The organism is Marinobacterium litorale DSM 23545 (assembly GCF_000428985.1).
Taxonomy (GTDB): Bacteria; Pseudomonadota; Gammaproteobacteria; order Pseudomonadales; family Balneatricaceae; genus Marinobacterium_D; species Marinobacterium_D litorale.
Genome location: NZ_AUAZ01000003.1, coordinates 77,572 through 90,491, shown reverse-complemented (window position 1 = coordinate 90,491; position 12,920 = coordinate 77,572). Strand labels below are relative to the sequence as shown.

Sequence of the window (12,920 nt, the reverse complement as noted above, 5' to 3'; positions counted from 1 at the left end):
GTGTCCTTCCGGCTAGCTTCCAACCCGCATTATTCCTGCGGGTATAGCGGCATATAGGGCCGCAAAGTATACCGAATGCACGATGCCGGGCCAATTCGATTAAGCAGGTTCTGATAGCGCAGATGGCATGCCGCGTCAGTGCCGGACACTGGAATCAGCCCCTGCAGAGCTGACAGGCCGCGATGCAACCCAGTCAACCACGGCGCCATTGGAGCTGCTGTAACCGGCCACCGCTTTTTCAAGCACCTGGCGCACAGCGGTCACATCGTGTTTAACCAATGCGGATTCCAGCTCACCGAGCAGATCACGCAAACGCTCGGCGGGCAGAGAATCCTCTAACGCGCGGTTGATTTTCGGGTGCGCGGTCTGAACCAGTTCGGCACCGATCACAAGCTCTTCGTGAAGTTTTTCACCCGGCCGCAACCCGCTATACCGGATCGCGATTTCGCCGCCGGGGTTGCTGTCACTTTTCAGGGAGTAACCCATCAGGTGAATCATGCGCCGGGCCAGATCCACGATTTTTACGGGCTCACCCATATCCAGCACAAAAAGATCCCCCCCGCTCGCCATGGACCCGGCTTGAATCACCAGCGTGGCCGCCTCGGGGATCGTCATGAAATAGCGCGTAATATCGGGATGGGTCACAGTGACCGGCCCTCCCGACTTGATCTGCTTCCTGAACAGGGGCACCACGGAACCGGAGGAGCCCAGCACGTTGCCAAACCGTACCATGGAAAAACGTGTTTTAGAGCTGCGCTCGGCCATATCCTGCAGGACCATTTCAGCCAACCGTTTGGAGGCTCCCATCACGTTGGTGGGGCGCACCGCCTTATCGGTGGAAATAAGCACAAACCGCTCAACCTCGGCCAGCAGGGCAGCCTCCGCCAGCACCCGCGTCCCCAGGGTATTGTTACGCACACCTTCGAGGACATTATGTTCAACCAGAGGAACATGCTTGTACGCCGCCGCATGGTAAATCGTCTGAACCTGAAAATGGGCCAGTACCGATGACACCCTCTCGCCATCAAGCACCGACCCCAGCACGGGATAGATCGGCACCCCGGTATTCAGAGCCCGGAGCTCCTGCTCTATGGTGTAGAGCGCGAACTCACCCATCTCATACAGCACCAGCGCCCGGGGCCGGTTAGCGATCGCCTGCCGCGCCAGCTCAGAACCGATCGAACCGCCGGCACCACTGACAAACACGACCTTATCTTCGATACTGGTAGCTATCAGGCTCTGGATAGGCGGCACCGCCTCCCGGCCCAACAGGTCTTCCACATCCACTTCACGCAGGGTTTCCAGGGATTCACCGGATACCAGCTCGGGCATGGAGGGCACGGTTTTGACCCGCACGGAGTGCTCGGACAGCCGTTCCAGCACCGCTTTGCGCTGCCGCTGACTGGCGGTTGGCAGCGCCAGCAGAATCTGGGCAACCCGCTGATCACGAACCAGGCGACCGATCATGCGCGGCGGATGCACCGGCAAGCCGGCCAGGGTATTTCCCCACAACCCCGGGTCGTCATCAACAAAGGCCACCGGCATGTACTCCTTGCCCCCCATCAACGCCATCGACAGCTGTACCCCGGCACCACCGGCACCGTAGATCAGAATCGGTTCCTTATCGATATAGTGGCGAATCAGCCAATGGTAGTAGTTGCGAACCAGCAGGCGGCTGCCCCCCACATAGACCAGGGCCGCGAAAGCAAAACTGACCGGCACGGAGCGCGGAAAGGAATCAAGCTGGCCCAGATAGGCAAGCAGCCACAGTGTCAGCGCGAGCAAGATTACGCCCTTGGCCACCGCCCAGATCGCCTGAGCCCCCATGAATCGAACAACCGCTCGATAGAGCCCCAGGCGCATGAATATCAACAACCCCAGGACAGGCGTTATCAGGAACAGCCACCAGGCCGGCTTTAGATATTCCACCGGCCAGAAATCGGCTAACCGCAGGGCGTAAGCCGACCACAGCGCCAACGGCAGGGCGATGAAGTCGGCGAGCACCATAATCACCTTCTTGCGATTACGGCTCATATTGATAATTCGCGTATGCAGCGAACCGGAGATCGGGCCTTGTGCGTCCATAGCGACCTTGATTGGTGCCGGCTTTACGCCAACAGTCAGCGCTTCAGAGAAACGGGTACCTGATCCGGTAACCCGCCCCCGAGGCGGTACACGAGCCACAGCAGTGGCGAATACGCAATAATAGCACCAATCAGCCCGTCCAGCCGACCACTGGCCACCAGCAGCGCCAGCGACAATAGCCAGACCAGGTTGATTAGAGCAACAGCAACGGATACATAACCATGATTTTCCAGCGCCCGCGCCGCTCTTTGATAGGCGTGACTGCGGTGCGCCTGAAAAACCGCCTCACCTCGCTGGAAGCGTCGCACCAGGGTCCAGCTCGCATCGGTTACGAATACGGCCATCAAAATCAGCCAACACCAGAACAGTTCAGGGTCGATGGCGGTATGAAACAGTGCCGTGATGGCAAACACCACTCCCAGGAAGCCACTTCCCACATCGCCCATAAAAATGCGGGCCGGGGGGAAATTCCAGATCAGAAACCCAGCCGCCGCACCTGCTATCAATAGCATCGGCGCTGACACAGGAAGACCCGCGATCAGCAGTACAGCATTGATTCCCAGTGACAGGGTGAGCGCCTGCAGAGCGGCCAAGCCATCAATGCCATCCATGAAGTTGTAAAGATTCAACATCCAGACCACAAACACGATAGCCGGAAGCCACAACCAGAAACCGCCGGAAATTTCCACACCCAGCGCGCTGATCCCCGGAGGCCCACCCAGCCAATAGATCGCTGCGGCCGCAGCCACAATATGGGTCGCCAGCCGCCAGCGTGCCGGCACATGACGGTGATCATCGATAAACCCAACCAGCGCCACCGTCCCGCCGGCACCCAGCAATGCGGTAACCCATGGATCGGCCAATGACTGGCTCATCACACTGCCAACCAACACAACCAGTACAATCGAGACTCCCCCACCCCGCGGCGTCGGAACCTGATGCGAGCTGCGCTCCCCGGGCATATCGAGCAACGCTCGTTGCGCATAGCGCAGCACAGCGCCGGTGAGAAGCCAGGCACTGAGCATCGCCAACAGAAATATCGCTACTGGATTTAACATCGTGACCGAAAGGCCTCAGCCGTTGCTTTTAGCGCCTCATCCATAGACACCGGCGCGCGCCAGCCTAACTCGTCACGGGCAGGGGCGCTATCAACCACCAGCGAGCCGAACAACCGGCTCGCCTGACTCCCTTTACCAAGCAGCTGCGCCCCCGTTCGAAGGAGCCCTGGAGGCGCCCTGAAAAGACAGGCCCGTCCCGGTAGATACGTATTAAGACGACTGAGTAATGCACCGGTTGAAATCGGTGTGTCGTCGCAGATCATCCAGACACGGTTCGCTGCGCCGGGGTGATGTGTACATAGCCCAACAAAGTCCACCAGGTTATCCAGCGCCAGCAGTGAGCGGCGGTTATCGATAGCGGCCAGGGGCAAAGGCCAGGGCTTCATCAAAACACCCAGCATACGTGCAAAGTTTCCACCCACGCCCGGCCCATACACCAGCACCGGACGCACCACCACCCATTCCATCTCTCTCCCTGCCAACAGCTCGCTCAAACCCAGCTCAGCCTCCAGCTTGGAGCGACCGTAATCGTCCACGGGAGCCGGGATATCGTCGGCTCGGTAGGGAGGACTTCCCGCCAACTGCTCCTCACCGTTGACTTTGACAGTGCTGAGAAAGACAAAACGCTTTACGCCGGCCTCCAGCGACGCACGAGCCAGCTCCAGCGTAAAATCACGATTGACGCGCCGGTAATCAGCCAACGCCTGCCCCGGCCGATCGTCCATCTGATGCACCCGGGCGGCACAATGCACCAGCACATCGACTCCATCAAGCGCCTTTACCCAAGACTCATGACCGCTTTCAGGCGACAGCTGACGCCAATCCGCTGCCACAGACGTATCGGCGCAATGCCCCCGAGAAAAACCCCGCACCTGGCGCCCACTTTTTCTCAAATGGCGCAGTAAAGCACCCGCCACAAAGCCGGACGCGCCGGTTACAGCCACCCGCACTAGAGCAGCTCCCGGTAAAGCGCCGCATAGCGCTCACACATCTGCCGCGCCGTAAACAGCTGTTCAAAACGTGCCCGGGCCGCAGCCCCCATCGCCATCGCAGCTTTATCATCCGTCCAGAGCCTGCGCATGGCCTCAGCCAGCGCCATGGGATTCTCAGGCGGGATAATAAAGCCGGTCTCACCATCCCGGTTCACATAGCTGGTACCGGTACCGATCTCACAGCTGATCAACGGCTTGGAGAACATGGCGGCCTCCAGCAGCGAAACACCAAAGGCCTCCGAGCGCAGATGGGAGGGAAACACCAGGCCACGACACAATGAGAGTAAAGCCACCTTATCCTCGTCCGAGACCCGGCCGACCAGACTGATCTGTTTCTCGCCACCGGACAGTTGGCGCAGCCGTGACTCCATGGGCCCCAAACCTGCGATCACAACGGGCAGACCGTTAAGCCGGGCGGCCCGCACCAGAAATTCGAGCCCTTTGTAGTAGCGAAGCGCACCGACAAACAGGAAGAAACCGTCACCCAGACGGGAGCGCCAATACTCAACCCGTTCGGGACTGGGCCGGGGGTAACCCGCCTCATCAATCCCCAAGGGTACAACTCGAACCTTATCCCGATGGCGAGCCAGTACCGGGCTGGTGGCCACATAGTCCGGCGAGGTGGCGACGATTCGATCCACCGAGCCAAGAAAACGATGCATCAGCGGCGAATAGAGCTTCAGCAGATGCTTTTGTTTAACGATATCAGAGTGATAAGTCACCAGTGAGGGCTTGTTTATCCCTGACAGAAAATGGACCAGGTCCATAAACGGCCAGGGGAAATGGTAGTGGATCAGATCCGCCTCAAGGGCCAACTGCCGAAACCGCTGAATCGCCGACCAGGAGAACCCGGTGGAGGCCAGCTCAAAGTTCAGCGGCGCCCGGTCCACGCGATGTCGCCCAACCAGAGGTTCCCCCCTATCGGGCTCGGAACTCAGAGTCAGCACCCGGGACTCGATACCCTGTTCAGAACACCCCTCGGCGAGCTGGTAGATCACCTGCTCCACACCGCCAAAGGTGTCGGGGTAATAGGTTTTGAAAAAATGCAGGACTTTAGGCATACCCGGTCAGACTCAGCTGGTGCGCCCGTACTGATCCTCGAAGCGGACAATATCATCCTCTCCCAGGTAATCACCGCTCTGCACCTCGATCAAGACGAGTTCGATAACACCGGGGTTCTCCAGACGATGTTTATGGCCGGCGGGGATAAAGGTGGACTCGTTTGTATTGAGCATCATCTCTTTGCAGTCGTTGACGATGCGAGCCATCCCGCTGACCACAATCCAGTGTTCGCTGCGGTGGTGATGCAGCTGCAACGACAGGGAAGCGCCCGGCTTGACCACGATCCGTTTGATCTTAAAGCGCTCACCTTCCTCCAAAATGGTATAGGTTCCCCAGGGACGATGGACGGTCCGGTGCAAGCGATGTGCATCGTGGTTCTGTGCCTTGAGGGTGCTGACGATATGTTTCACGTCCTGCGCATTGTCACGGTGGGCCACGAGCAGAGCATCCGGCGTATCCACGATCACCAGATCGCGCACACCCACCAGGGCGGTCAGGCGCTCCGGATTACGAACATAGTTACCCGATGCATCATGCGTCACCACCTCACCTTCGACCCGGTTATTTTCACTGTCGGCCTCGGACAGTCCACTCATGGCCGTCCAGGAACCGATATCGCTCCAGCCAATATCGCAGGGTACCGTTGCCACCCGGGAAGAGCGCTCCATCAACGCATAATCGATGGAGATGTCCGGCACATCAGCAAAGAGTTCGGAATTAAATGTGATACATCGGTTATCCGGACTTTGCAGCAGTTTGGAGTGTTCAAGTACCGCAGAAACCGACGCGATAACATCGGGCGCATGGCGGTGCAGCTCTTCAAGCAGCGTACCTGCGCTAAAGCAGAACATCCCGGAGTTCCAGAAGTAGTTTCCTGCATCCAGGTAGCTCTGAGCCCGATCGAGATCCGGCTTTTCCACAAAACGGCTGACAGGATAGCAACCATCGGCCAGCGGCGCCCCCAGATCACCTTCGATGTAACCAAACCCGGTTTCCGGGTATTCAGGCTGGATACCGAAGGTGACCAGCCAGCCCTCCGCAGCCTGCACCTGGGCACTCTGGACGGCTGCCGCGAACGCGTCCTCATCTTTGATCAGATGATCGGCCGCCAACACCAGCAGTTGCGCGTCCGACCCGTGATGGCGCTCAACATCCAGGGCCGCCGCCGCCACAGCCGCTGCCGTATTGCGGCCGAACGGTTCCAACAGATAACTCTGCGCCACAGGCAGTGCGCTCGCCAGCTCGTACTCCTCTTCGGTTTTGAAAAAGAGCTCCCGGTTGGTAACCGTCATAACCTCGGCAACACCGTCCAAGGCGGCGGCCCGGCGATAGGTTTTCCGAATCAGATTATCCCCATCCGGCAGGGTCATGAATGGCTTGGGATGGGCTTGTCGAGAAACAGGCCAGAGGCGACTACCAACACCGCCGGACATAATAACTGGGATCAGTTTCATCCTTTTTCCTACAACTCCTGGGGAACGACCACCTGTTCGACCGGCGGTGTAACGCTGGGTTCACAAAGCGTGTGATTCTACCCCAGATTCAGCGCCAGCCCCAGCGACGGGTTTGGGAGCTGTTACGGTGAAGCCGTATACTTGTATCGAATTCATAACAGGAGCTCAGATAACAATGCCCAGCTACCACTGGTATGTCGTTCAAGCCAAGCCAGGGCAGACAGAGCGCGCCTATCGGGAGCTCGAAAACCAGGGCTTTGAACTCTTTTTGCCCGAGATTAGCGTGGAGAAGATACGCCGCGGCAAACGCACTCAAATACTTGAACCCATGTTCCCCGGCTACCTGTTCATTTACCTCAGCGAAGTAACCAGTAACTGGCGCCCGATACGCTCGACACGGGGGGTAGCCCGTCTGATCGCTTTCGGTGATACCCCCGCCAGAGTGCCGCATGCGGTGATCGACGCGATTCGGGATCATCTGCGAGCGCCTGTGCGCGATGTAAGCGCCTACAAACCCAGGCAACCTGTGCGAATTACCGAAGGCCCTTTTGTCGGTCTGGAAGCGGTGTTCGAACAGTACGATGGTGAGCAACGTGCATTTCTGCTGCTCGATATGCTGGGTCGCTGGCAAAAGCTCTCCATTGATCTGGACGCTATCGAGCCGAGCTAACCCTGTGTAAATTCACACTTTAGTTGGACTCCATTGGTCTAAGTCGCTATAAATATTGCCGCTGTAGTGGATGCCCCCTTCAAGTGGGGCTAAAGCTCTGTACACTACAAAGGTTTATCAACCGCTGGACAACGGCAAGACTGACAGGAGTAACCCCCTGCCATGAATCTGCTCTGGGTACCTCTGCTGCCCCTGCTCGGCACTCTGGTGCCGCTTCTGACCGGACGGCACAACCGTACCGTCTGCGCCTGGATGACAGCGCTGCTGCCGGCGGCCGCTCTATTCATTGTTCTAAGCCACGCCCCTGCGGTCCTCTCCGGCGAGACGCTCAAGGCGAGCCTCCCCTGGATACCGGCGCTGAAACTGGAACTGGCTTTCCGGCTCGACGGTCTGGGGCTGCTCTTTTCGCTGTTGATACTGGGAATCGGGTTGCTGGTAATCCTGTATGCCCGCTATTACCTGTCGCCCAAAGACTCCATGAACCGGTTCTACAGCTTCCTGATCCTGTTCATGACCGCGATGCTGGGCATTGTCCTCTCCGACAACCTGATTCAGCTCTGGGTTTTCTGGGAACTGACAAGTATCAGCTCCTTCCTGTTGATCAGCTTCTGGAATCACAAACAGGAGGCGCGTCGCGGCGCCCGGATGGCACTCACGGTTACCGGCGCCGGTGGTATGGCGTTACTGGCCGGCTTTCTGCTGATCGGCCAGGTGGTCGGCAGCTACCAGATTGATGATGTACTGTCCCATGTCATTCAGATTCGCGAGTCCGGCTATTATCCGGCCATTCTGATTCTGGTGCTTTTGGGTGCCTTTACCAAGTCGGCTCAGTTTCCGTTTCACTTCTGGCTACCCCACGCCATGGCTGCGCCGACCCCTGTCAGCGCCTATCTGCACTCAGCGACCATGGTCAAGGCGGGCATCTTCCTGATGGCACGCTTCTACCCCGTGCTTTCGGGCACTGACATGTGGTTCCTGATCGTCAGTCTGACCGGCCTGTCGACACTCCTGCTGGGTGCCTACTTCGCGCTTTTCAAACACGACCTTAAAGGCCTGCTCGCGTATTCCACCATCAGTCACCTGGGGCTTATCACGCTGTTGCTGGGTATGGATACCAAGCTGGCAGCGGTGGCGGCGGTGTTCCACATTATCAACCACGCTACCTTCAAAGCCTCGCTGTTCATGGCGGCGGGGATCATCGATCACGAGTCGGGCTCACGCGATATGCGCCAACTCAACGGCCTGTGGAAATACATGCCCTACACCGCCACGCTGGCGATGGTAGCGGCCTCTTCCATGGCCGGGGTTCCCCTGCTCAACGGCTTTCTGTCCAAGGAGATGTTTTTCTCGGAGACGCTGCATCAGAGCACCCTGGGCTCGCTCTCCTGGATCGTGCCCGTGCTGGCCACCTGTGGCGGGGTTTTCTCCGTGGCCTATTCGCTGCGCTTTATTCATGACGTTTTCTTCAACGGCGAGCCGATTGACCTGCCGAAAACCCCCCACGAACCACCGCGCTACATGAAACTACCGGTGGAGATTCTCGTCGCGCTCTGTCTGCTGGTGGGCATTCTTCCCGGTTACGTGATCGGTGATCTGTTGCACAGTGCCTCGGCTGCAGTCCTGCAGGGGGTTGTTCCAGAGTACAGCCTGGCTGTCTGGCATGGTTTCAACCTGCCCTTGGCCATGAGTATTCTCGCCTTCCTCGGAGGCTTGGCGATCTACTACAACCGCAAGGTATTGTTCCAGTTCCAGGCACAGTTCCCGGAAGCGGACGCCAAAGAGGTGTTTGAACGGGGCATGAAGCGCACGATGGCGATTTGCCGGCAAGTTCATGGCTGGCTTGAGAACGGATCGCTGCAGCGTTATCTGCTGCTGATGCTAACGTTTTCCATCGCCCTGACGGCGGCACCAATGATGTCCCTGAGCCAAACCTCCGGTACGCGCGCGCATCTGCCCGCCGATGGCGTTGTTATTACCGGTGCCGTGTTACTGGTACTGGGTGCCCTGGCCACTGTCATCTGGCATCGCAAGCGGATGATTGCGCTGCTGACACTATCCATTGTGGGCCTGATTGTTTCGGTGGCTTTTGCCCGCTTTTCAGCACCGGACCTGGCGTTGACCCAGCTGTCAGTGGAAGTGGTGACCATCATCCTGCTGATGCTCGCTCTGTTCTTCCTGCCTCAGCGCACCCCCAAGGAGTCCAGCCCCCATCAGGTGATGCGGGATCTGGGCATCTCCGCGATGATCGGGGGTATCGTGGGTACACTCTGTTACGCACTGATGACTCGACCACTGGAATCGATCTCCGATTACTTCCTGGCTAACAGCAAAACCGGCGGTGGCGGTACCAACGTGGTCAACGTCATCCTCGTCGATTTCCGTGGCTTTGACACACTGGGCGAGATTACCGTCCTTGGGATAGCCGCTCTGGGTATATTCAAGTTGATAAACCGTATGCGGTTGTTTATGCCATCCGGTGACGAACGCGGCCGCCCCTGGGCCAGTGATCGTTATCCGGTGATCCTGGCGGTGGTTTCTCAGTTATTGCTGCCGCTGGCACTGCTGGTGTCGGTCTATATATTCCTGCGCGGCCACAACATGCCGGGCGGCGGCTTTATTGCCGGCTTGATCACCTCGGTCGCGATCATTCAGCAATATGTAGCCCATGGTGTGGAATTTATTAAAAACCGCCTGCATCTGAACTATCAGTGGCTGATCGGTTCGGGGCTGTTGATCGCCACCGCTACCGGTATTGGCAGCTGGTTCTTCGGCAAACCCTTCCTGACCTCCTGGTTTGATCATTTCCACCTGCCACTGGTAGGCGAGTTCGAGCTGGCAAGCGCCATGCTGTTCGACCTGGGTGTCTATCTGACGGTTGTCGGCGCCACCCTGCTGATCCTGGCTAATCTGGGCAAACTGACCACCGCCGAACGCCCAGTCCATGTGGAGGAGCCCTGATATGGAGATGATATATGCGCTTTGCGTTGGCATACTAACGACCTGCGGTATTTTTCTGACCCTGCGTGGCCGCACGTTCCCGGTGGTTGTGGGGCTGACCATGCTGTCCTACGCGGTAAACCTGTTCCTCTTTGCCAGTGGCCGCCTTAACGTTGAGGCTGCGGCCGTGCTGCAGAAAGAGGGAGCCGCCTACACCGACCCGCTACCTCAGGCGCTGGTGTTGACGGCGATCGTTATCGGTTTCGCGATGACTGCCTTCTGTGTAATCCTGGCCATGCGTGCGCGCGCAGACCTGGGTAATGACCATGTGGATGGCCGCTTACCGCTGGCCGACGATGACCAGGCGCAGAAGGAGAAGCCGTAAATGGAACACCTGGCGATTCTGCCCATCATTCTGCCCCTGTTAAGCGGCGTGATGATGCTGCTTCCCCCGGTAAGCAGTGAAAACTCTCGGCAACGCGCCCTTTCTCTCGCGACCTGCGGTGCGCTGGTACTGGTGACATTGCGCCTGCTACTGCAGGCGTCCAGCGGCGAAATTCAGCTTTATGTGCTGGGGGACTGGCAGCCTCCGTTCGGAATTGTGCTGGTGGCCGACCGTCTGTCCACCCTGATGCTGCTGCTTACGGCGGTGCTTGGTTTTGCGGCCATGCTGTACGCGTGCGGCGGTGATGACAAACGCGGCAAGTACTTTCACCCGTTGTTCATGTTCCAGCTGATGGGCATCAACGGCGCTTTCCTGACCGGCGACATTTTCAACCTGTTTGTTTTCTTCGAGGTCCTGCTGATCGCCTCCTATGCACTGCTGATCCATGGCGGCGGCAAGCAGAAAACCCGGGCCAGTGTGCACTATGTGGTGCTGAACCTGGTGGGTTCATCCCTGTTCCTGTTTGCGCTCGGCATTCTGTACGGCACACTGGGAACACTTAACATGGCTGACATGTCGAGCAAGATCGGTCTGCTCAGCGGCAGTGAACAGGCGATCGCCAGTACAGGCGCACTCTTGCTACTTGTGGTTTTCGGTCTGAAATCGGCGATGCTGCCGTTGCAGTTCTGGCTGCCACGTACCTATGCCAGTGCCAGCGCACCGGTCGCTGCACTATTCGCTGTCCTGACCAAGGTGGGTATCTACAGCATTCTGCGTGTATTTACAGTGATTTTCGGGGAGCAGGCCGGGGGACTTGCCGGCATCGCGACCCCCTGGCTCTGGCCTCTGGCGATCCTCACTCTGGTGATCGCCACGCTGGGAATTCTCGCAGCATCAAGCCTGCGACAATTGATCGGTCAGCTGGTTATTCTCTCCATTGGCACACTGCTGGCCGGAATAGCCATGTCTAAAGTGGAGGCAACCGGTGCCGTGCTTTATTACCTGGTTCACTCCACCCTGGTCTGTGGCGCGCTATTCCTGCTGGCGGATCTGATCACGCAGCAGCGCGGCAAAGCGGAAGACCGGTTTGTGACCGCGCGTCGTATGTGCCAACCGGTACCGCTGGGTATCGCATTTTTCATTGGTGCCATGGCAATTGTAGGACTGCCGCCCTTCTCCGGTTTTGTCGGTAAAGCGTTAATCCTGCAATCCGCCAACATTGAGAATCAGGCCGCCTGGGTCTATTCGGCCGTTTTGATTGGCGGCATGGCCGCTCTGATCGCACTATCCCGCGCCGGTACCACACTGTTCTGGAATATAAGCCGGGAAAAGGATGCCTGCGAGCCGGTACCCAGACTTCAGCTCAGCGCCGTCTTTCTGCTGCTGGCAACCTCGCCGATACTGGTTATCTTTGGTGGGCCCATAACCGACTTTACACTGGATACGGCGACTCAGCTGCACGGCCTCAGCCGCCAGCTTGGACCACTACTTCCCGGAGGTGGCTCATGAGCGCAGTGCGCCGTCGCTGGCTACCAATGCCGGCTCAAAGCCTGATCCTGTTTTTGGTTTGGCTGCTTCTAAACAACTCCGTGGCCCCCGGCCATCTGCTCCTGGCCACCTTTTTCGCCCTGGTCATTCCTTGGCTGGTCGCACCGATGCAGATGGAGCAACCCCGGGTAGTCAAGCACTGGGTTGCAGTACGCTATACGCTGACCGTGCTATACGACATCCTTGTGGCCAATTTTGAAGTTGCACTGCGCGTACTCGGCCCAACCCGCAAACTGCAACCGGCATTCGTTGCTGTTCCGCTGGATGTGGAAGGGGCTCTACCGATCACGATTCTGGCCAGTACCATCTCACTGACACCCGGCACGGTCAGCGCAGAAGTCAGCGAAGACCGTCAGTGGATCTACATCCACGTGCTCCATCTTGAAGACGAACGGGCGTTAATCGATCAGATCAAGTCTCGGTACGAGACACCGATCAAGGAGATTTTCGGATGCTGACAACCACAATTCTGATCGTCAGCGGTATGATCTGCGTGGCTCTGATTATGAACCTGGCCCGGCTTTTGACCGGCCCGGATCTGCCCGACCGTATCCTGGCCCTGGATACGCTTTACATCAACAGTATTGGGCTTATCCTGCTGTTCGGTTTGCACAAAGGGTCTATCCTCTACTTCGAAGGTGCCCTCCTGATCGCCATGCTCGGTTTCGTCAGTACCGCGGCACTATGTAAATACCTGCTGCGCGGCGATATTATCGAGTAAGGAGCTAT

At 58.1% G+C, this 12,920-nt stretch carries 11 protein-coding genes; 6 read left to right on the top strand and 5 right to left on the bottom strand.

Going from position 1 to position 12,920, the window contains the following annotated elements; translation table 11 throughout:
• Positions 1-135: 135 nt before the first annotated feature.
• Genes G403_RS22075 through G403_RS0103415 form a run of 5 tightly spaced genes read right to left on the bottom strand, consistent with a single transcriptional unit; the run spans position 136 to position 6,651 of the window.
• The gene (locus tag G403_RS22075) at positions 136-2,085 is read right to left on the bottom strand and encodes a polysaccharide biosynthesis protein (RefSeq protein WP_051298490.1); all 1,950 of its coding nucleotides are present in this window, start codon (positions 2,083-2,085) and stop codon (positions 136-138) included.
• A gap of 35 nt (positions 2,086-2,120) precedes the next feature.
• Positions 2,121-3,143, bottom strand: a complete 1,023-nt coding sequence (locus G403_RS22070) for an MraY family glycosyltransferase (RefSeq protein ID WP_036232438.1) — start codon at positions 3,141-3,143, stop codon at positions 2,121-2,123.
• Positions 3,137-4,093, bottom strand: a complete 957-nt coding sequence (locus G403_RS0103425; protein WP_027852746.1) for an NAD-dependent epimerase/dehydratase family protein — start codon at positions 4,091-4,093, stop codon at positions 3,137-3,139. Before G403_RS0103425 ends, G403_RS22070 begins: the two co-directional genes overlap by 7 nt.
• A complete protein-coding gene (locus G403_RS0103420; RefSeq protein ID WP_027852745.1) occupies positions 4,093-5,196 on the bottom strand; it encodes a glycosyltransferase family 4 protein in 1,104 nt (367 codons plus the stop codon). Before G403_RS0103420 ends, G403_RS0103425 begins: the two co-directional genes overlap by 1 nt.
• Before the next feature lie 12 nt (positions 5,197-5,208).
• Positions 5,209-6,651 (bottom strand): mannose-1-phosphate guanylyltransferase/mannose-6-phosphate isomerase, encoded by a 1,443-nt coding sequence (locus tag G403_RS0103415; protein WP_027852744.1) that lies wholly within the window; start codon positions 6,649-6,651, stop codon positions 5,209-5,211.
• 175 nt (positions 6,652-6,826) lie between these two features.
• Here G403_RS0103415 and rfaH point away from each other — a divergent pair, with 175 nt between their 5' ends.
• The 6 genes from rfaH (at position 6,827) to G403_RS0103385 (ending at position 12,912) form a co-directional block, all read left to right on the top strand.
• Positions 6,827-7,321 (top strand): transcription/translation regulatory transformer protein RfaH, encoded by a 495-nt coding sequence (rfaH, locus tag G403_RS0103410; RefSeq protein WP_036232434.1) that lies wholly within the window; start codon positions 6,827-6,829, stop codon positions 7,319-7,321.
• Positions 7,322-7,483: 162 nt separating this feature from the next.
• A complete protein-coding gene (locus G403_RS0103405) occupies positions 7,484-10,279 on the top strand; it encodes a monovalent cation/H+ antiporter subunit A (protein ID WP_027852742.1) in 2,796 nt (931 codons plus the stop codon).
• Between the two features lies 1 nt (position 10,280).
• Positions 10,281-10,643: a Na+/H+ antiporter subunit C gene (locus tag G403_RS0103400; protein ID WP_027852741.1), complete on the top strand. Its 363-nt coding sequence runs from the start codon at positions 10,281-10,283 to the stop codon at positions 10,641-10,643.
• Positions 10,644-12,152 carry a monovalent cation/H+ antiporter subunit D gene (locus tag G403_RS0103395; RefSeq protein WP_027852740.1) on the top strand — a complete coding sequence of 503 codons (1,509 nt, stop codon included), beginning with the start codon at positions 10,644-10,646 and terminating at the stop codon, positions 12,150-12,152.
• Complete coding sequence (locus G403_RS0103390) at positions 12,149-12,649, top strand: Na+/H+ antiporter subunit E (protein WP_027852739.1); 501 nt, start codon at positions 12,149-12,151, stop codon at positions 12,647-12,649. Before G403_RS0103395 ends, G403_RS0103390 begins: the two co-directional genes overlap by 4 nt.
• The gene (locus tag G403_RS0103385) at positions 12,643-12,912 is read left to right on the top strand and encodes a K+/H+ antiporter subunit F (protein WP_027852738.1); all 270 of its coding nucleotides are present in this window, start codon (positions 12,643-12,645) and stop codon (positions 12,910-12,912) included. Before G403_RS0103390 ends, G403_RS0103385 begins: the two co-directional genes overlap by 7 nt.
• The last annotated feature ends 8 nt before the right edge of the window (positions 12,913-12,920 follow it).

Coding starts and splice junctions, on each gene's coding strand:
- rfaH (WP_036232434.1), top strand. CDS start 6,827: ATGCCCAGCTACCACTGGTATGTCGTTCAAGCCAAGCCAGGGCAGACA.
- G403_RS0103385 (WP_027852738.1), top strand. CDS start 12,643: ATGCTGACAACCACAATTCTGATCGTCAGCGGTATGATCTGCGTGGCT.
- G403_RS0103395 (WP_027852740.1), top strand. CDS start 10,644: ATGGAACACCTGGCGATTCTGCCCATCATTCTGCCCCTGTTAAGCGGC.
- G403_RS22075 (WP_051298490.1), bottom strand. CDS start 2,085: ATGGACGCACAAGGCCCGATCTCCGGTTCGCTGCATACGCGAATTATC.
- G403_RS0103415 (WP_027852744.1), bottom strand. CDS start 6,651: ATGAAACTGATCCCAGTTATTATGTCCGGCGGTGTTGGTAGTCGCCTC.
- G403_RS0103405 (WP_027852742.1), top strand. CDS start 7,484: ATGAATCTGCTCTGGGTACCTCTGCTGCCCCTGCTCGGCACTCTGGTG.
- G403_RS22070 (WP_036232438.1), bottom strand. CDS start 3,143: ATGTTAAATCCAGTAGCGATATTTCTGTTGGCGATGCTCAGTGCCTGG.
- G403_RS0103420 (WP_027852745.1), bottom strand. CDS start 5,196: ATGCCTAAAGTCCTGCATTTTTTCAAAACCTATTACCCCGACACCTTT.
- G403_RS0103390 (WP_027852739.1), top strand. CDS start 12,149: ATGAGCGCAGTGCGCCGTCGCTGGCTACCAATGCCGGCTCAAAGCCTG.
- G403_RS0103400 (WP_027852741.1), top strand. CDS start 10,281: ATGGAGATGATATATGCGCTTTGCGTTGGCATACTAACGACCTGCGGT.